Annotated in this window: 15 protein-coding genes; 6 read left to right on the top strand and 9 right to left on the bottom strand. The window is 59.4% G+C overall.

Going from position 1 to position 18,224, the window contains the following annotated elements; translation table 11 throughout:
- Positions 1 to 12 precede the first annotated feature (12 nt).
- Genes fdxH through fdhE form a run of 3 tightly spaced genes read left to right on the top strand, consistent with a single transcriptional unit; the run spans position 13 to position 2,478 of the window.
- A complete protein-coding gene (fdxH, locus tag JG725_RS05535) occupies positions 13 to 927 on the top strand; it encodes a formate dehydrogenase subunit beta (protein WP_172289026.1) in 915 nt (304 codons plus the stop codon).
- Positions 914 to 1,543 (top strand): formate dehydrogenase cytochrome b556 subunit, encoded by a 630-nt coding sequence (fdoI, locus tag JG725_RS05530; protein ID WP_172289027.1) that lies wholly within the window; start codon positions 914 to 916, stop codon positions 1,541 to 1,543. The genes fdxH and fdoI overlap by 14 nt, the downstream gene beginning before the upstream one ends.
- Before the next feature lie 5 nt (positions 1,544 to 1,548).
- Positions 1,549 to 2,478, top strand: coding sequence for a formate dehydrogenase accessory protein FdhE (fdhE, locus tag JG725_RS05525; protein ID WP_199377003.1), 930 nt, complete (start codon positions 1,549 to 1,551; stop codon positions 2,476 to 2,478).
- A gap of 107 nt (positions 2,479 to 2,585) precedes the next feature.
- Here fdhE and JG725_RS05520 read toward each other — a convergent pair whose 3' ends face one another.
- Both JG725_RS05520 and JG725_RS05515 read right to left on the bottom strand, forming a co-directional pair.
- Positions 2,586 to 3,788 carry a multidrug effflux MFS transporter gene (locus JG725_RS05520; protein WP_172289029.1) on the bottom strand — a complete coding sequence of 401 codons (1,203 nt, stop codon included), beginning with the start codon at positions 3,786 to 3,788 and terminating at the stop codon, positions 2,586 to 2,588.
- A complete protein-coding gene (locus JG725_RS05515) occupies positions 3,781 to 4,347 on the bottom strand; it encodes a TetR/AcrR family transcriptional regulator (RefSeq protein WP_172289030.1) in 567 nt (188 codons plus the stop codon). Before JG725_RS05515 ends, JG725_RS05520 begins: the two co-directional genes overlap by 8 nt.
- Positions 4,348 to 4,507: 160 nt before the next feature.
- Between JG725_RS05515 and JG725_RS05510 the strand changes: the two genes are divergently transcribed.
- The 3 genes from JG725_RS05510 to JG725_RS05500 are packed head-to-tail and all read left to right on the top strand — an operon-like array spanning position 4,508 to position 10,199.
- The gene (locus tag JG725_RS05510) at positions 4,508 to 5,647 is read left to right on the top strand and encodes an efflux RND transporter periplasmic adaptor subunit (RefSeq protein ID WP_199377001.1); all 1,140 of its coding nucleotides are present in this window, start codon (positions 4,508 to 4,510) and stop codon (positions 5,645 to 5,647) included.
- Positions 5,647 to 8,799, top strand: coding sequence for an efflux RND transporter permease subunit (locus tag JG725_RS05505; RefSeq protein ID WP_172289032.1), 3,153 nt, complete (start codon positions 5,647 to 5,649; stop codon positions 8,797 to 8,799). Before JG725_RS05510 ends, JG725_RS05505 begins: the two co-directional genes overlap by 1 nt.
- Complete coding sequence (locus JG725_RS05500; protein ID WP_199376999.1) at positions 8,799 to 10,199, top strand: efflux transporter outer membrane subunit; 1,401 nt, start codon at positions 8,799 to 8,801, stop codon at positions 10,197 to 10,199. Before JG725_RS05505 ends, JG725_RS05500 begins: the two co-directional genes overlap by 1 nt.
- Before the next feature lie 505 nt (positions 10,200 to 10,704).
- On the opposite strand, the gene JG725_RS05495 is transcribed toward JG725_RS05500, so the two are convergent.
- The 7 genes from JG725_RS05495 to JG725_RS05465 all read right to left on the bottom strand — a co-directional run bounded on the left by JG725_RS05495 (position 10,705) and on the right by JG725_RS05465 (position 18,222).
- A complete protein-coding gene (locus JG725_RS05495) occupies positions 10,705 to 11,502 on the bottom strand; it encodes a glucose 1-dehydrogenase (protein ID WP_199376997.1) in 798 nt (265 codons plus the stop codon).
- Between the two features lie 107 nt (positions 11,503 to 11,609).
- A complete protein-coding gene (locus JG725_RS05490) occupies positions 11,610 to 13,115 on the bottom strand; it encodes an FGGY family carbohydrate kinase (RefSeq protein ID WP_199376995.1) in 1,506 nt (501 codons plus the stop codon).
- Positions 13,108 to 14,175, bottom strand: a complete 1,068-nt coding sequence (locus JG725_RS05485) for an ABC transporter permease (RefSeq protein WP_172289036.1) — start codon at positions 14,173 to 14,175, stop codon at positions 13,108 to 13,110. The genes JG725_RS05490 and JG725_RS05485 overlap by 8 nt, the downstream gene beginning before the upstream one ends.
- Before the next feature lie 22 nt (positions 14,176 to 14,197).
- Complete coding sequence (locus JG725_RS05480; protein ID WP_199376993.1) at positions 14,198 to 15,748, bottom strand: sugar ABC transporter ATP-binding protein; 1,551 nt, start codon at positions 15,746 to 15,748, stop codon at positions 14,198 to 14,200.
- Positions 15,749 to 15,758: 10 nt separating this feature from the next.
- On the bottom strand, positions 15,759 to 16,370 hold the full coding sequence (locus tag JG725_RS05475; protein WP_199376991.1) for a DUF2291 family protein: 612 nt from the start codon (positions 16,368 to 16,370) through the stop codon (positions 15,759 to 15,761).
- A gap of 44 nt (positions 16,371 to 16,414) precedes the next feature.
- Positions 16,415 to 17,350 (bottom strand): D-ribose ABC transporter substrate-binding protein, encoded by a 936-nt coding sequence (locus JG725_RS05470; protein WP_172289039.1) that lies wholly within the window; start codon positions 17,348 to 17,350, stop codon positions 16,415 to 16,417.
- Between the two features lie 74 nt (positions 17,351 to 17,424).
- Positions 17,425 to 18,222, bottom strand: coding sequence for a GolD/DthD family dehydrogenase (locus JG725_RS05465; RefSeq protein WP_199376989.1), 798 nt, complete (start codon positions 18,220 to 18,222; stop codon positions 17,425 to 17,427).
- Positions 18,223 to 18,224 lie beyond the last annotated feature (2 nt).

The following is an 18,224-nucleotide window of genomic DNA, read 5'->3' as shown; positions in this document are numbered from 1 at the left end:
CGGAGAACGATTATGGCCATGCAATCACAAGATATTATCCGTCGCTCGGCGACCAACTCGCTCACGCCGCCGCCGCAGGTTCGCGATCATCAGGAACCCGTCGCCAAACTTATCGACGTTACCACCTGTATCGGCTGCAAAGCCTGCCAGGTGGCGTGTTCGGAATGGAACGATATTCGCGACGAGGTGGGGCACAACGTCGGGGTTTACGATAATCCGACCGACCTGACCGCCAAATCCTGGACGGTGATGCGCTTCTCGGAAGTGGAAGAGCAAGGCAGGCTGGAATGGCTGATCCGCAAAGACGGCTGTATGCACTGCGCCGATCCGGGCTGTCTGAAAGCCTGTCCGGCGGAAGGCGCGATTATCCAGTATGCCAACGGCATCGTCGATTTTCAGTCCGAACACTGCATCGGTTGCGGCTACTGCATCGCCGGTTGTCCGTTCGATGTGCCGCGGCTGAATAAAGAGGATAACCGGGTCTACAAATGTACGCTGTGCGTCGATCGGGTGGCGGTGGGTCAGGAACCGGCCTGCGTCAAAACCTGTCCGACGGGGGCTATCCATTTCGGCACCAAGCAAGCGATGAAGGATCTGGCGGCGGAACGGGTGATCGATCTCAATAGTCGCGGCTATGACAAGGCAGGGCTGTACGATCCGGCGGGCGTCGGCGGCACCCACGTGATGTACGTGCTGCATCATGCGGATAAGCCGCAGCTTTATCACGGCCTGCCGGACAACCCGACGATCAGTCCGACGGTGACGTTCTGGAAAGGCATCTGGAAACCTCTGGCGGCGATTGGTTTCGCCGCCACCTTTGCCGCCAGCGTATTCCACTATGTCGGCGTCGGCCCGAATCGCGTAGAAGACGACGAAGAGGGCGCGGATGAGGCGCAACACGAGGATAAACAGCATGAAAAAGAGTAATCGTATCCAGCGTTATAGCGCGCCGGAGCGCATTAATCACTGGATTGTGGCATTCTGTTTCGTGTTTGCCGCCATCAGTGGTCTGGGTTTTTTATTTCCCTCGCTGAACTGGATGATGCACATTCTGGGCACGCCGCAACTGGCGAGAATTCTGCACCCCTTTGTGGGGGTGGTGATGTTTATCGCTTTTCTGTTAATGTTTTTCCGCTACTGGAAACACAACCTGATTAACCGCGATGATGTCGAATGGGCGAAAAACATTCATAAGATTGCCAGAAATCAGGAAGTCGGCGACACGGGCCGGTATAATTTCGGCCAGAAATGTGTGTTCTGGCTGGCGATTATCAGCCTGATACTGCTGTTGGCGAGCGGTATCGTCATGTGGCGGCCGTACTTTGCCGATGCGTTCCCCATTCCGATTATTCGTCTGGCCCTGCTGGTGCATTCGCTGGCGGCGGTGGGGCTGATCATCGTGATCATGGTGCATATCTATGCGGCCTTATGGGTGAAGGGAACCATTACCGCCATGGTGGAAGGCTGGGTGTCGACGTCATGGGCGAAGAAGCATCATCCGCGCTGGTATCGTGAGCTACAACGTAAACAACAGGAAAAGTAACCCTGATGAGTATCCGTATTGTTCCCCGGGAACAGTTAGAAAGTAATGAGAAATCAACATCGGTGGGAAATATCCCGCCGCTGCTTTTTGCTAATCTGAAAAGTTTGTACAGCAGCCGCGCGGAGCGGCTGCGTCAATTGGCGCAAGATCATCCGTTGGGCGACTATCTGACCTTTGCCGCGAGCGTGGTGGAGGCGCAGCGGAAAGTGCTGCACGACCATCCGTTGCAGCTTGATTTGACGGGCATATTAGCGCAGGCCGGCAATCGCCCGCCGCTGGATATCGAGGTGTTTCCCCGTGATGCGCACTGGCACACTTTGCTGCGCGCATTGATTGAGGAACTTAAGCCCGAGGCCGAGGGGCCGGTGCTGGCGACGCTGGAAAATCTGGAAAAATCGTCGGAGCAGGAACGGGAAACGCTGGCGAGCGCGCTGTTCAGGCACGAGTTCAGCGCGGAAAATAACGATAAAGCCCCGTTTATCTGGGCGGCGCTGTCGCTGTATTGGGCGCAGATGGCCAGCCAGATCCCCGGCAAAGCGCGGGCGGAACCGGGCGAGCACCGCCAGTTTTGCCCGGTGTGCGGCAGTATGCCGGTATCCGGCGTCGTGCAATTGGGCGCCAGCAGCGGACTGCGTTACCTGCACTGCAACCTGTGCGAAAGCGAGTGGCATATGGTGCGGGTGAAATGCAGTAACTGTGAGGAATCCGGCGATCTGAACTATTGGTCGCTGGACAGCGAAAACGCGGCGATCAAAGCGGAGAGCTGCGGCCACTGCGGCACCTACCTGAAAATTCTGTATCAGGAAAAGGATCATCGCGTTGAAGCGGTCGCCGACGATCTGGCCTCGCTGGTGCTGGATGTGAAGATGGAAGAAGAGGGCTTTTCCCGCAGCAGCATCAACCCCTTTCTGTTCCCGGAAAGCGAAATCCGCTGATCGGATGGCCGCGGTAAACGCGGAACCAACTGGCTTCTGTCTGTCGCGGAAAGAGACAGGCAGAAGCGTTCTCTGTGACGAATACCGCCCCTATGGCGGTGATAAGATCATCCGGCCGGCGATTTGCCGCTCCGGCGCACCAGCAGCGCAAACGAGGCGATTGCCAGTGCATAACACACCACGATCACCAGCGCCATGGAGAGTGCCGACGTGCCGTTTAATCCGGTAAAGGGTACGCTTAATGCGCCCAGCGCGAACATGCTGACGCCAATCAAGGCGGATGCGCTGCCCGCCTTATCCCCCTGACTCTGCATTGCCAATGCCGATGCGCTGGGGCCGACGATACCGATAATGATGATGGAAAAGAACAGGGGGATCAGCAACCATATCAATGTCGCTTGCAGAGCGGAGGCCAGCAGCAAAAGTAATGACGAGACGGCCGCGATCAGCAACCCCAGTTTAAGTATCCGCATTTCTCCCCAGTGGCGGCTGAATCGCGTGGAAATCTGCGCCGCGAAGATCAGTCCCACGCTATTGATGGCGAAACACAGGCTGAACATCTGCGGGCTGAGCTGGTAAATTTCCTGTAAGACAAAGGGGGACGCGCCGATATAAGCAAACATGCCCGCACCAGCGAACCCCTGAGCCAGACACAGCCCCATAAAATGACGTTGCGCCAGCAGGCTTCCCAATGAGGCAACCAATGAACCGACGCCGCCGGTAACCCGGCGCTGCGGCGGCAGGGTTTCGGGCAGGCGCAGCGCGGAAAGCGCCAGCAGCAGGGCGGCGATAATCGCCAGCGCAATAAAAATGCCTCGCCAGTCCATGATACTCAGCATGGCCCCCCCCATCACCGGCGCCAGAGCCGGCGCAAGGCCGTTGATCAGCATCAGCAGGGCAAAAAAGCGGGTTAACTCATGGCCGGAATAAAGATCGCGCGCCACCGCCCGTGATAATACCGCACCGCCGGCGCCGGCCATTCCCTGGATAAAACGCGCGGCGATCAGGTGGTTGATATCCTGCGCCTGCGCGCACCAGACCGAGGCCGCCAGAAAAATCAGCAGTGAAAACAGCAATGGACGCCGCCGTCCTACTTTGTCGCTCAGGGGGCCAAGAATCAGCTGGCCGGCTCCCAGGCCCAGCAACCCCGCCGTCAGGCTTAACTGAGCGGCGGCGGTGGTGGTGGACAGATCCGAGGTTAATTGCGGCAAGGCGGGAAGATAAAGGTCGGTACATAGCGGGCCAAGCGCCGCCAGCAGCCCCAGGATTAGTGCATAACCCAAACGAGATGATCGCATAACATTACTCATTGATGATTTCAGGAAACGTGTGTTGGAAAATATGTTGATAGAGTTGGTTCAGCATCGCCGGCGAGGCTTTCTGGTCGATGACCATGCGAAATGCCGTTCCTTCGGACAACGCGGCCATAAACTCGACGCGAGCGGCGATTTGCGGCGGCGTCAGATGCGGATAGCGTTGTTGCAGCATCACGGTTGCCTGCTGAAACAGTCTGGCGTCGGACTCTTGCAGGATCGCCGCTATGCGGGGATTGCGGGTCGCCTCCGCGGTGACTTCCAGCATCAACGCCTGGTCTTCTTCACGGGAGCTTTCATCACCAGACAACCTGCGTTCTGACAGCATTTTCGCCATCTGCGATGTGCGATTTTCCCCCAATGTTAAAAACAGCAGTTTGTTGCTGACGATCCGGCTGACGATTTCTTCAATAATGGCGTCCTTGTTGGCGAAGTAACGGTATATTTGCCCTACGCTAAGCTGCGCGTGTTTGGCGATTTCCGCCATGCCTGCGCCGTGGAACCCCGAGCGGCGAAAACAAAGGCGTGCCGCCGCGATGATTTGGTCACGTCGCATGTTTATTCGTTCCGATTTAGTGATGGTTTTTTGCACGTTCCCCTCCTAACGTTAAGACGCTCACCTTTACAAGATCCTTGCATAATCTTGTCAGAAGAATTTATCTATCTTCCTTAACATTGAGAATGAACGTTCATTCTCAATTATAGGGCATGATTTCATGCAAGGTAAACGCTTTATTTTCTTATTGGTGTTCTTACTTTCGGGTTGTGAACGCGCTTCAGAACCGACAACGATCAACACGGCCGTGGAGGTCACGGTACAGACATTGCAGCCGCAATCCGTGGTGCTGGACAGCGACCTTAACGGCAGAACCGCCGCCGCCATGGTGTCCGAGGTTCGCCCACAGGTGGACGGCATTATTCAGCAACGTCTGTTCACCGAAGGCAGTGACGTAAAGGCCGGTCAGGTACTGTATCAGATTGACCCGGCCGGCTATCAGGCGGCGTATGACGAAGCGGCGGCCGCGTTGAAAAATGCGCAGGCCGGCGTACGTGCGGCAAAGCTGAAAGCACAGCGCTACGCCCGTCTGGCAAAAGAAGAGGGGGTTTCACAGCAGGATGCGGATGACGCGCAAACCAGCTATGAAGAGAGTCTGGCGTCGGTGGCGGAAAAACAGGCCGCGCTGAAAACCGCACGCATCAATTTGGCCTACACGCAGATTAAGGCGCCGATTTCCGGTCGTATCGGCATTTCTTCCGTTACGCCGGGGGCGCTGGTGACCGCCAGCCAAACCACCGCCCTGGCAACCATTCGCCAGCTCGACCCGATATATGTTGATCTCACCCAGTCGAGCCGTGAGCGTCTGGCGCTACGCCGGTTGCAGCAAAGCGAGCAACCGGCGGTATCGCTGACGCTGGAAAATGGCGAACGCTATCCTTTCCGCGGTCAGCTACAGCTGGCCGAGGTGGCGGTGGATGCCTCAACCGGTTCGGTCACCCTGCGCGCCGCGTTTCCCAACGCCGAGCATATATTACTGCCCGGCATGTATGTGCGCGCCAGCGTGGAGAACGGCACCGATCCGGCGGCGATTCTGGCGCCGCAGCAGGGCATTACCCGGGATGCCAAAGGGAACGCCACCGCGCTGGTGGTCAACGACCAGCAGCAGGTGGAACTGCGTCAGGTTGTTACCGAACGGGTGATTGGCAACCGCTGGTTGATTTCCTCAGGCTTAAAGGCGGGCGACCGGCTGATTATCGAAGGCACGGATAAAGTGAATGTCGGCGATAAGGTGCAAGCAACGGAAGCAACATCCTCCACCGCCGATGCGGATACCGACCAGACAGAGGTGAAAGCGTAATGTTTTCTCGTTTCTTTATTCACCGGCCGGTGTTCGCCTGGGTGATTTCGATTGTGATCATGCTGGCCGGCGCATTGGCGATTCAGTCGCTGCCCATCGCACAGTATCCGGACGTCGCGCCGCCCTCGGTGTCGATAACCGCAACCTATACCGGCGCCTCGGCGGAGACGCTGGAAAACAGCGTAACCCAGATCATCGAACAACAGCTCACCGGGCTGGATGGCCTGCTCTATTTTTCGTCGTCCAGTAGTTCCAGCGGCGAAGCCAGGATCATCGCCACCTTTAAGCAGGGAACCAATGCCGATACGGCGCAGGTTCAGGTGCAGAATAAGGTGCAGCAGGCGTTAAGCCGTTTGCCGACGGAAGTGCAACAGCAAGGGGTGACGGTCACCAAATCGCAAACCAGCTTTCTGCTGATTATGTCGCTGTACGACAGTACCGATAAGGCCAGCGCGGCGGACATTGCCGACTACATGGTCAGCAATTTGCAAGATCCGCTGGCGCGCGTCGACGGCGTGGGGGATGTTCAGGTTTTCGGTTCGCAGTATGCGATGCGCATCTGGCTGGATCCTACCCGGCTGGCCGCCTATGACCTGATGCCGTCGGATATTTCCTCGGCGATTGAAGCGCAGAATACGCAGGTGTCCGCGGGTAAAATCGGCGCGTTGCCTTCCCGCGCCGATCGGCAGCTTACGGCAACGGTGATGGCGCAGTCGCGGCTGAAAACGCCGGCCCAGTTCAACAACATTATTGTCAAAAGCGACGCCACCGGCGCGGTGGTGCGGCTGGGGGATGTGGCGCGGGTGGAGTTGGGCGATGAGAATTACAGTACGACAACCCGCCTGAACGGCCATCCGGCGGCAGGGATTGCGGTGATGCTGGCGCCGGGCGCCAACGCGCTGTCCACCGCCGAGCGGGTAAAAGCCAAAGTGGCGGAGTTTGAAAGTACCATGCCGCAGGGGTATCAGATTGCTTATCCGAAAGACAGCACGGACTTCATCAAGATCTCGGTGGAAGAGGTGGTCAAAACGCTGTTTGAGGCCATCCTGCTGGTGGTTATCGTCATGTTCCTGTTCCTGCAAAATCTGCGCGCCACGCTGATCCCGACCATCGCCGTACCGGTGGTGTTGCTGGGCACCTTTGGCGTGCTGGCGCTGTTTGGTTATTCCATCAACACCCTTACGCTGTTTGGCATGGTGCTGGCGATAGGGCTGCTGGTGGATGACGCCATTGTGGTGGTGGAAAACGTCGAGCGCGTGATGCGCGACGAGGGGTTGCCGCCGAAAGAAGCGACCGAAAAGTCGATGCGGGAGATATCCGCCGCGTTGGTGGGCGTCGCGCTGGTATTGAGCGCGGTGTTTTTGCCGATGGCGTTCTTCGGCGGATCGACCGGCGTTATTTACCGCCAGTTCTCTATCACCATTGTGTCTTCCATGCTGCTGTCGGTGCTGGTCGCCCTGACGCTGACGCCCGCGCTGTGCGCTTCGCTGCTGAAGCCGGCGGCGCACCGTGAGGCGAAAAGCGGTTTTTTCGCCGCCTTTAACCGCGGCTATCAGGGGATGCAGGATCGTTATTCCGGCAAGGTCGCCCATGTGCTGCGCAGTCCGATGCGTTACATCATCCTGTACGCGCTGCTGATTGCGGGTATGGCGTTAATGTTTGTCCGCCTGCCGTCCGGTTTCCTGCCGACGGAGGATCAGGGAACGGTGATGGTGCAGTTCACCTTGCCCGCCGGCGCCACTGAATCGCGCACCAGCAAGGTGGGCAAAGCCATCGAGCACTATTTCCTGACGGAAGAAAAAGACAATACCGAAGCCATTTTCATTATTTCCGGGTTTAACTTCAGCGGCAGCGGACAAAATGCCGGGATGGCGTTTGTCGCGCTGAAAAACTGGGCGCAGCGCAGCGGGGCGGAAAACAGCGCTGATGCGATTTCGGCGCGGGCGACGCAGGCGCTGTCCCGCCTGCGCGATGCGCAGGTGTTTACCCTGACGCCCCCGTCGGTGGATGGACTGGGACAGTCCAGCGGGTTTACTTTTGAACTACAAGCCACCGGCACCACCGATCGCGAAAAGTTGCTGCAACTGCGGGATGAGCTGCTGGCGTCAGCCAATAAAAGCAGCCGGCTGGCAGACGTTCGCCCAAACGATCTGACGCAGATGCCCCAGTTACAGGTGGACATTGATAATGACAAGGCCAGCGCGCTGGGACTGTCGATGAGCGATATCACCGAGACGCTGAGCAGCGCCTGGGGCGGTTCGTATGTGAATGATTTCATCGACCGCGGGCGGGTGAAAAAAGTCTATATCCAGGGTGATGAGGATTCACGCAGTAAGCCGGAGGATCTGAACAAATGGTTTGTGCGCGGCAGCAACAGCGACGGCGACAGCGTAATGACGCCGTTCTCCTCGTTTGCCTCCACGCGCTGGATCTACGGGCCGGAAAGTCTGTCGCGCTACAACGGTCTGGCGTCCTATGAAATTCAGGGCACCGGCGCGTCGGGCGTCAGCTCCGGTGCGGCGATGGATGAGATGCAGGCGCTGGCCGGCGCATTGCCGCAAGGCACGACCTCCGCATGGAGCGGATTGTCCTATCAGGAACGGCTTGCCAGCGGACAGGCATTATCGCTGTATGCGATGTCGATTTTGGTGGTGTTCCTGTGCCTGGCGGCGTTGTATGAAAGCTGGAGCATTCCGTTTTCCGTGATGATGGTGATCCCGCTCGGCGTGGTCGGCGCGGTACTGGCCGCCACGCTGCGCGGGCTGGAAAATGACGTTTATTTTCAGGTGGCGTTGTTGACCACCATCGGGCTATCGGCGAAAAACGCCATCCTGATCGTCGAGTTTGCGGAAGCCGCCTATCAGCGCGGGGCGACGCTCTATGCCGCCGCGCTGGAAGGGGCGACGACCCGTTTACGACCGGTGCTGATGACCTCGCTGGCCTTTATCGTCGGGGTATTCCCGCTGGCGATATCCAGCGGCGCGGGGGCAAACAGCCGTATTTCCATCGGTTCCGGCATTGTCGGCGGTACGCTAACGGCGACCGTGCTGACCGTTTTTCTGGTGCCCATGTTCTTTGTTCTGGTGAGACGCGTATTTCCCAAGCGTGCCGACAAAGCGCTGCCTGTTGCTGACTCATCGAGGGAAGAATAATGCGTAGTCGTCAATTTATCATCGCGCTGTTACCGCTGCTGCTAGGGGGATGTATGTCTCTGGACCCGGCGTACCAGCGTCCGGATGCGCCGGTGCCGGCCGTCTGGCCGCAGAGCGACACGGCCCCGGCCGCGTCGGATGCGGCCGCCATTCCGTGGCGTTCGGCTATTGTCGATGCGAAATTACAGCGGGTCATCGATATCGCGCTCAGCGATAACCGGGATTTACGCAAAGCGTTGGCCGATATCGAGGCGGCGCGGGCGCAATACGGCATTCAGCGGGCCGGACAGTTTCCCACCGTCAACGCGGGCGTGGAAGGCACCCGCAGCCGGGCGCTGACCAGCGATGCGTCGTCGAGTAACAATTCCACGGCGATAAGCCAGAGCTACAGCGCCAATCTGGCGGTCAGCGCTTTCGAGCTGGATCTGTTCGGTAAAACGCGCAGCCTCAGCGAAGCCGCGTTGCAGAGTTATCTGTCCACGGAGGCGGCGGCGAAAAGCACCCGTCTGACGCTGATTGCCGATACCGCCACGGCCTATATCGCGCTGGCGACGGCGCGCAGCGATCTGCTGTTGTCGCAGCAAACCATGCAAAGCGCGCAGCACTCGCTGGAAGTCACCCGCAACCGGCAGCGCAACGGCGTGGCCTCCGGCGTGGACGTGGCGCAGGCGGAAACCGTGTATCAACAGGCGCGGGCCGATGTGGCCAGCAACACGACGGCGGTGGCGCAGAGCAAGAACGCGCTGGATCTGCTGGCGGGACAGCCGATAGCGGAGGCCCTGCTGCCAGGCGAACTGACTACGCTGGCGCAGGCGGTTTCCCCGGTGTCGGCCGGTATTTCCTCGGCGGTTCTGTTGCAGCGTCCGGATGTGCTGGCGGCGGAGCATACGCTGAAATCGGCGAATGCCGACATTGGCGCGGCGCGGGCGGCGTTTTTCCCCAGCCTGACGTTGACCGCCAGCGGCGGCGTCAGCAGCAGCGCGCTCTCCACCCTGTTCAGTCACGGCGCCGGGGTATGGTCGCTCGCGCCCAGTCTGACGTTGCCCATATTTGACGGCGGCGCCAACCGGGCGGCGTTGCAGTATGCTGAAGCGCAGAAAAAAGGCTATATCGCCAGCTATGAGAAGGCCATTCAGTCGGCGTTCAAAGAGGTGGCGGACGCGCTGGCCCGTAAGGCCACAATTGATGAGCAGATTGCGGCGCAGCGTGATTACGTCGCGGCGGCCGAGCGCAGCTACCAACTGGCGGACTCGCGCTATCGGGAAGGGGCCGATACCTATCTGAACGTGCTGGATGCGCAGCGCACGCTGTACAGCGCGCGGCAGACGCTGATTAGTATCGAGCAAACCCGGCTGAACAATCTGGTGACGTTATATAACGCGCTGGGCGGCGGGGTGTAGATGCAGTAGCGCGCGATGCCCCCCGACCTCCCCACTGTCAGGGCTGTCTCTTATACACAAATGCAGGGAGTCATGACGGGTTTTGCCGTTACCCGGCGTAAGAAATTTTGCTGAGGTGAACTTGACCGCCGAGTGAGCAGCATGGATGCTGCGAAAACCAGTGCCGCGTCGGGAACGCGTCACTGGTGGCTCGAATAGCGGTCATGGGCGCCGAGGGAACCGCGTCAGCGGCATAATTTCAGCCGGAAGCCAGAGGTCAAGGAGCTGCGGCGACTGAGCGCTCCTTGTCGGGCGCGTGCTACGACGTAGCATAAAAATACCTTTCTTTTCGCGCACGAAATAACACTGAGTTTACATATACCGTTATCGGTAAATATGTGGCTAAGAGTCAGCTGTCAGGGGGATGAGCCGACTTGCTCCCTCCCGGCGCGTTTTTTGCCGCGGCCCGGCAATATGATGCCGGGGAATCCGCAACCCCCGGAATATGCCGCGGGGTTGCGGCGTATCAGGACATAATCAGCCCGCCGTCAACGTTAATGGTTTGTCCGGTGATGTAGCGCGCATCGTCGGAGGCCAGGAAAGCCACCAGCCCGGCCACATCCCGAGGCTGGCCGGCGCGCTTGAGGGGAATACCCCGCACCCACTCCGCCATCAGTTCCCCTTTGCCGTAACGTTTCTCTTCGCTGCTGAGGATCTCGCCCCAGACGCGATCGTTATAGTCCCACATCTCACTTTCGATGATGCCGGGGCAGAACGCGTTCACCGTGATGTTCCACGGCGCCAGTTCGTGCGCCAGGCTTTGGGTGATGCCGATGACGCCCATTTTGCTGGCGGCGTAATGCGGCGTATAGATAAAGCCCTGGCGCCCCTGACCGGACGAGGTGTTGATCAGGCTGCCGCCGTTTTGCCGCACCATGATCTTTGCCGCCTCCCGGCAGCACAGCCAGACGCCGGTGGTATTGACGGCCAGCACCTTGTCAAAATCGGCTTTGGGCATGCTGTCGAAGGTGTCGATGGTGATCACCCCGGCATTCTGGATTGAGACATCAACCCGGCCAAAACGCGCGAGCGCCTGCTGATACAGCGACTGCACCTGCTCTTCATCGGTGACGTCGACCTGGAGCGCCAGAATGTCGCCGGCGTATTGGGCGGTGAGTTTTTCCGCGGTGTCAAAGACGCGCTCAGCGTTGGAAACCATGACCAGATTGGCGCCCTCGCTCGCGAAACGCTCGGCGATGCCGGCGCCGATGCCGCGACAGGCGCCGGTAATCACCACCGTTTTCCCCGTAAAGTTACGATTCATTATTGTGTACTCCTTGATTGGCATAGCCGATGGCCTGCGCCGCCGGTCATCATCGTGGCAACCCGACGACCGGGCAGGGCGCAACGCCTTCGGGATGTAAAATCAACTCATGCGTCGGGCTGCCACAGCGTACGCTGTACGGCCTCGCGCCACTCCGCCCAGCGGCCTTGGTACGCCGTATGGCGATGCTCATCCGGCAGCCAGCCGTCGTGTTCAGGCAACAGCGCCGTCAGCCGTTCGTCGGATAACTGCCCCAACGCCCGCCGCGCCAGCAAACCCGCGCCCAACGCCGACAGCTCCGGAGTGACGCTTCTCGCCACCGGACAGCCGAGCAGATCGGCCTGAAATTGCATCAGCCACGGGTTTTGCGTGGGGCCGCCGTCCACCATCAGCGTTGTCAATTTGAAATCCGGGTGCCGGCGCATCGCTTCAATCACATCGGCAATCTGATAGGCGATGGCCTCCAGCGCGGCGCGAATAAGATGGGCGGGGGTGACGCCGCGACTCAGACCGCATATCACGCCGCGCGCCCGATCGTTCCACCAGGGCGCGCCCGTACCGGTTAACGCGGGAACAAAATAGACGCCCAGCGTGGAGTCGATGCCGCCGGGCAACTCATGCAGCGCGCGGCTGAGCACGGCGCCTTTACCATCCGTCAGACCGGTGGCCTGCGCCATCCACGCCACGCCGTCGCCGGTGTGGGGGATATTGCCTTCCAGCCCGTAGACCCGTCGTTCGCCGTCATGCCAGGCGACGGTGGTCGCCAACTGCGTGATGGCGGTATCCGGCGTCGTCAGCGGCGCCATCACCGATGAACCGGTGCCGTAGGTGGCTTTTACGCCGCCCGGCGCGCCCAGCCCGTGGCCGTACAGCGCGGCATGCGAATCGCCGATCATCGCCAGGATCGGCAACCCGTCGGGGATGCCATCCAGCCCGGCGGTGACGCCGAACAGCCCGCTGGACGGATAAATATCCGGCAACGCCGCGCGCGGCACGCCGAACAGGGCCAGCATGTCGTCATCCCAGTCGCCGGTGTGCAAATTGAGCAACTGCGTGCGCGCCGCGTTAGACAGGTCGCAGCGAAACTGTTTGCCGCCGGTAAAATGCCACAGCAACCAGGCATCAATCGTGCCGAGACAAATATCGCCGGCGGCAGCGCGGGCCGCGCCATCCGGGATGTTGTCCAGCAGCCAGCGCATTTTTGAGCCGGAGAACAGCGGCGCCACGGGCAGACCGGTGATGGCGCGGATCGCGGCTTCCCGATGATCGCGTCTCAGTTGTTCGCAAAAAGCCGCCGAGCGCGAACACTGCCAGGTCAGCGCGGGGTGCAACGGCTGACCATTGGCGCGCTGCCAGCCGATGGCCGTTTCCCGCTGATTGCTGATGGCCAACGCGGCCACCCGGTTTTCGCCAACCTGGTTGATCACCTCGCGCATCACCGTCAGCGACGCGGCGATCAACGTCTTGCCGTCCTGTTCCACCCAGCCCGCCTGCGGCGTCGCCACCGACAAAGGCCGCGACGCTTTTGCCGCTACCCGACCACAGGCGTCAATGGCGACGGCCTTAACGTTGCTGGTGCCTTCGTCCAGCGCGATGATCAGATCCCTAGCCATGGCTTACCCCGGAGAACGGCGCGGCCGCCTGTTTTTTTTCATGACGCCGCATCAGCACGACTTTGCTCTGTAAGCGCTGTTGGAACTGGTCGATCACCACCGCGGTAATAATGACCAGCCCTTTAATGACCATTTGCCAGAAGTCGCTCACGCCCATCATCACCATGCCGTCGGCCAGAAAGACGATCACAAAGGCGCCGATAATTGATCCGGACACGCGGCCCCGGCCGCCCGCCAGCGCGGTGCCGCCAAGCACCGTGGCGCCGATGGCGTCCATCTCGAACATGTTGCCGGTCATGGGGTGCGCGGTTTGCAGTTGTGAAGCCACCACCAGCCCCACCAGCGCCGCGCACAGGCCGGAGAACGCGTAGACAAACACTTTCACTTTGATGATCGGCACGCCGGCCAGACGGGCGGCGGATTCATTGCCGCCGATAGCGTAGATGTAGCGCCCTAACGGGGTTTTCGTGGTGATATACAGGCCAAGCAGCAGGATGCCGAGCATCAGCCAGATAGGCAGGTAAACCCCCAGCACGGTGCCGGAGCCTAACAGTGAAAACCCGGTGTTGCCCAGTTCCGGCATCCCCACCAGATTGGCGTAGGTGCTGCCGTCGTTGAACAGCAACGCCGCGCCGCGGGCGATGTACATCACGCCCAGCGTACAGATAAACGGCGCGACGCCCAGACGGGTAATGACCGCGCCATTAATCAGGCCGACGAGCACCCCGAACAGCGCGACGACCACAATCACTTCCGGTACGTTAAGGAACAGAATCCGCCCGCCCCACAACGGAATGCCGCTGGTCAGCAGCGCGCCGGCCACCATGCCGCAAATGCCGGCCACGGCCCCCACCGACAGGTCAATGCCGCCGGTGAGGATCACCAGCGTCATCCCGATCGCCAGCAGGCCGGTGATCGCCACGTGCTGCGTCATGATCAGCAGGTTGGAGGTGGTGAGAAAATTGGGCACCATCACGCTGAAAAAGCCGATGACAATCAGTAAGGCGATAAACGTTCGCGCCTTGAGCAGATACATATAGAAAAGATATTTTTGATTCATGTCGTTGTCCTCAAAGCGGGATCTACTCATGCGGCGTGGAGGCGCGGATCAGCGTTTCACGATCGACGCCGGCGCGCGGGATATCGGCGGTGATTTTGCCGTTGGCCATCACCAGTACCCGATCGGCCAGGGCGACCACTTCATCCAGTTCGGAGGAAGAGAACATCACGGCCAATCCTTCTTTCGCCATCGCGCCAATCAGGTGGTAGACGTCGGTTTTGGCGCCGACGTCGATGCCGCGCGTCGGCTCATCCAGCAGCACCACTTCAGGCTCGGTCATCAGCGCTTTGCCCAACACAACTTTCTGCTGATTGCCGCCGCTGAGCGAGGCGATCGGCAGTTCCGCGTCGCTCACTTTAATCGCCAGTCGTTGGATCATGTCGTTGACGCTATGCGTCTCCTGTCGCGGCTTCAGCCAGGCGATGGCGCGGCGAAAACCGCGCAGGCTGAGGCGCGACAACGTCATATTGGTTTTGACCGACATCAGTTGCACCACGCCTTCGCCTTGCCGATCCTCCGGCACCAGCGCAATGCCTTTTTTCAGCCGATACTGGAAGTGGCGTTTGTCGAGGCGCTCGCCGTTCAGCACGACGCTGCCGCGCTGGCAGGGCATCAGTCCGATCACCCCCTTAAATAATTCGGTGCGTCCGGCCCCCAGCAGACCGTAGACCCCCACCACTTCCCCTTTACGCAGCGAAAAACTTACGTCATTGAGCTTATAGCCGCCGTTTTGGTGCAGGGCGGTTAAGCCGGCGACCTCCAGTACGGTGTCTCCCTGCGCGGCAGGGGAATAATCGAAATGCTTTTTCTTGTCGCCCACCATCTGTTCAATGATCCAGGGCACGGTGGCCTCCTGGACTTCACGTTCGCTGATAAAACGCCCGTCGCGAAAAATGGTGATGTGATCGCCGATTTCCAGCAGCTCTTCGAGGCGGTGGGAAATATAGATAATGGTGACGCCGCGACGTTTGAGCTGGGCGATAACGTTGAACAGCACTTTGACTTCCGATTGGCTGAGCGCCGACGTAGGCTCATCCATGATCAGCACGCGGGTGTCTTTCGACAGCGCGCGCGCGATTTCCACCAGTTGCTGATGGCCGATACCCAGTTCAACCAGCGGCGTCAGCGGATCGACATCCAGCTCCAGACGCTCCAGCAACGCTTTCGCCAACTGATACTGATAGGCTTCATTAATTCGCCCGCGCTGAAAGAACTCGTTGCCGATAAAGATGTTGTCCATCACGTTCATATTGGGAAACAGGTTCAGTTCCTGAAAAATGATGCTGATGCCGTGTTTTTCCGCCTGCTGGGTGGAACCGAACGTCACCGGCTCGCCGTCGAGCAGGATCTGACCGGATGACGGCGCTTCCACCCCGGCCAGCAGTTTCATCATGGTGGATTTACCCGCGCCGTTTTCGCCAATCAACACATTGACCTTGTTGCGGTAAACCCGGTAGTTGACCTGTTCGAGCGCCGTCACGCCGGGGTAGATACGCGAAACCTCACGGGTTTCAATAATCACCGGGGAAAGGGGCGGCGGGGTCGCCGCAACAGGGGATTGCCTCTGTGCCATCATTCGATCCTCACTGTCGCGTGACGCGCGCGGGGGTGATATCCGGTAGCGTTTGCGGCACGTCCCAGGTGCTGAATACGCCGTACACGTCCAGGCGGCCGCCCGCTTTGAGCTGCATTTCCTGTATCCCGGCGGAAGCCAGATCGTTAATCGCCCGACCGTAGTCGCCGAACAGCACCTGATCGTTAAAATCCTGATAGCTCAGCCCTTTGTAGGCATCGCGCAACGCCGTGCCGCGAATAATCGGCCCAATCTGCACCACCACGCGGGCGCCGCTGACGTCCTGCACCGTCATCTTTCCGCTTTTCGAGGTGGTATTGACTTCGGTGACGCTGCCGCTGACGTGAACCGGGAAAACGCAGGGGTTCTCTGCCTGGGCGCGATAGCCATACTGCCGACAGGTGGCGGCGAAATCCGTTGACGCGGCGAACTGCTGCATTAACTCTGCAACCGGTTTTGCCTCGGACACCACCTGGGGAACGATGTTCTGTTGCCAGGTTTGCGCCACCTGATTGACGTGGGGGGCGGCCGGGTTTTTCAGATCGGCCAGCTCCTGCTGCGACACGATCCGACAGCCGCCGAGGGTTAATGCGGCAACGGCCAGCCAAATTCGCCTGGACATGGTTCTCTCCTTTGTGCCCCTTGCGGGGCACTATCATTCGGGGATTAGGATTTGTAATTGAAATCCTGAACGTTGTTGGCGTTACTTTGGTCGATCAAAATGCCGCGAAACATCACGCGTTGCTGTGCCGGTTTGACGCCGTTCTGAAGGAAGTTATCCAGATCGCTGACGCCCTGTGCGGCGATGGCCTGCGCCTGTAGCATTACCGTGGCTTTCAGCGAGCCGGCATTCACCGCGTTGCGTTCGTCGTTGCTGCCGTCAATGCCCACCACCACCACATCATTACGCCCCGCGGCCTTTAGCGCGGCGATGGCGCCCAGCGCCACCGGGCCGTTACCGCAGATCACCCCCTTGACGTCGGGATGCGCCTGCAAAATGCTATCCATAATGCGTTTGCCGTCGAGCAGCGTGCCTTTGGCGTCCTGACGCGCAACGCTTTGCATGTCGGTGTACTGGTCGATCACCTGATGGAAGGATTTGGATCGGGTGACGCAGTTATTATCCGCCAGGTTGCAGGTCAGCTCCGCATATTTACCGGTTTCGCCCATCAGTTCGACAAAACGGTTCGCCACTTCCGAACCGGCCTGAAAGTTGTTGTGGGTAATTTGCACCAGCGCGACATCATCGACCGGTATTTCGCGGTTGATCAACACTACCGGGATCCCGGCGTCGCTGGCCTTTCTGATGGCCGCCACGCTGGCGGTGGAGTCGGCGTTGTCCAGCACGATGCCCTGTACTTTTTGACCGATGGCCGCATCAATCAGCTCACTTTGTTTCTTTACGTCCTCACTGTGCGACAGCACCGTGGTTTTATACCCCAGCGACTGCGCTTTTAAATTGGCGCCTTTGGCTTCGGCGGCGTAATAGGGATTATCCAACGAGTTAACCATAATCATGATGGTGCCTTTTTCCGCAGACCAGACGGCGTGCGAAAATGTGCAGGCGGCGGTAATAGCTAACAGCATTAAACGCATTTTCATGGTGATGTTCTCTCTATGTCATTGTTATGTGTAGGTAGGTACAGAATGACGGCGTTACTGGTGTTGACGTGGTACTAGCAAATCGTGAAACCGCCGTCGATCATCAGGTCGGCGCCGGTAATCATGTCGCTGCCGTTGCTGGCGAAAAACAGCACGGCGGCGGCAATTTCGTCGGTATAGGCGAAACGCCCCAACGGGATCAGTTTCTTCATCGCGTCTCCTTTTTCCCCGCGCCAGGCTTTTTCGCCCATTGGCGTGAGTACTACGGTGGGGGAGAGGGTATTGACGTTAATCTTGTACGGAGCGAACTCTTTCGCCATCACTTTGGTCATCCCCAACAGACCGGCTTTGGCGGAGGTGTAGGCCACGTGGTTATCGATGGCGATGGACGCGGCCTGTGAGGCGATATTGACGATCTTCCCCCCGTTGCCGGCGTTGATCATCCGTTTCGCCGCGGCCTGCGAGCAGAGGAACGGCCCGGTCAGATTGACGGCAATCTGCTTTTGCCATTCGGAAAACGAGGTGTCCAGCACCGGCTGCAACATTACGTAGCCCGCGCAATTCACCAGAATATCTATCCGGCCGAAACGTGCTTCCACGTCGCCGAACGCCTGCTCCACCGATGCCGGTTCGGTCACGTCGCACTGCACAAACTGTACGCGTGAAGCGTCGAACCGTCCGGCGATCTCCGCCGCCTTCGCCTGCTCGAATGCCGGATAAAGCAGCGCCAGACGAGCGCCTTTTTTCAGCAGCATCTCGTTGCTCGCCATGGCGATGCCGCCGAGACCGCCGGTAACCACGGCGACTTTGCCCTCAAGGGTTAAATCGGTATCCACGCCGTAGCGCAGATTGACGTCATATTCGTTGCTCATGG

This window comes from Brenneria sp. L3-3C-1 (assembly GCF_016456245.1).
Taxonomy (GTDB): Bacteria; Pseudomonadota; Gammaproteobacteria; order Enterobacterales; family Enterobacteriaceae; genus Brenneria.
The sequence above is the reverse complement of the archived record's forward strand: the minus strand, read 5'-3'. Positions and strand labels throughout refer to the sequence as shown.

Coding starts and splice junctions, on each gene's coding strand:
- fdxH (WP_172289026.1), top strand. CDS start 13: ATGGCCATGCAATCACAAGATATTATCCGTCGCTCGGCGACCAACTCG.
- fdoI (WP_172289027.1), top strand. CDS start 914: ATGAAAAAGAGTAATCGTATCCAGCGTTATAGCGCGCCGGAGCGCATT.
- fdhE (WP_199377003.1), top strand. CDS start 1,549: ATGAGTATCCGTATTGTTCCCCGGGAACAGTTAGAAAGTAATGAGAAA.
- JG725_RS05520 (WP_172289029.1), bottom strand. CDS start 3,788: ATGAGTAATGTTATGCGATCATCTCGTTTGGGTTATGCACTAATCCTG.
- JG725_RS05515 (WP_172289030.1), bottom strand. CDS start 4,347: ATGCGACGTGACCAAATCATCGCGGCGGCACGCCTTTGTTTTCGCCGC.
- JG725_RS05510 (WP_199377001.1), top strand. CDS start 4,508: ATGCAAGGTAAACGCTTTATTTTCTTATTGGTGTTCTTACTTTCGGGT.
- JG725_RS05505 (WP_172289032.1), top strand. CDS start 5,647: ATGTTTTCTCGTTTCTTTATTCACCGGCCGGTGTTCGCCTGGGTGATT.
- JG725_RS05500 (WP_199376999.1), top strand. CDS start 8,799: ATGCGTAGTCGTCAATTTATCATCGCGCTGTTACCGCTGCTGCTAGGG.
- JG725_RS05495 (WP_199376997.1), bottom strand. CDS start 11,502: ATGAATCGTAACTTTACGGGGAAAACGGTGGTGATTACCGGCGCCTGT.
- JG725_RS05490 (WP_199376995.1), bottom strand. CDS start 13,115: ATGGCTAGGGATCTGATCATCGCGCTGGACGAAGGCACCAGCAACGTT.
- JG725_RS05485 (WP_172289036.1), bottom strand. CDS start 14,175: ATGAATCAAAAATATCTTTTCTATATGTATCTGCTCAAGGCGCGAACG.
- JG725_RS05480 (WP_199376993.1), bottom strand. CDS start 15,748: ATGGCACAGAGGCAATCCCCTGTTGCGGCGACCCCGCCGCCCCTTTCC.
- JG725_RS05475 (WP_199376991.1), bottom strand. CDS start 16,370: ATGTCCAGGCGAATTTGGCTGGCCGTTGCCGCATTAACCCTCGGCGGC.
- JG725_RS05470 (WP_172289039.1), bottom strand. CDS start 17,350: ATGAAAATGCGTTTAATGCTGTTAGCTATTACCGCCGCCTGCACATTT.
- JG725_RS05465 (WP_199376989.1), bottom strand. CDS start 18,222: ATGAGCAACGAATATGACGTCAATCTGCGCTACGGCGTGGATACCGAT.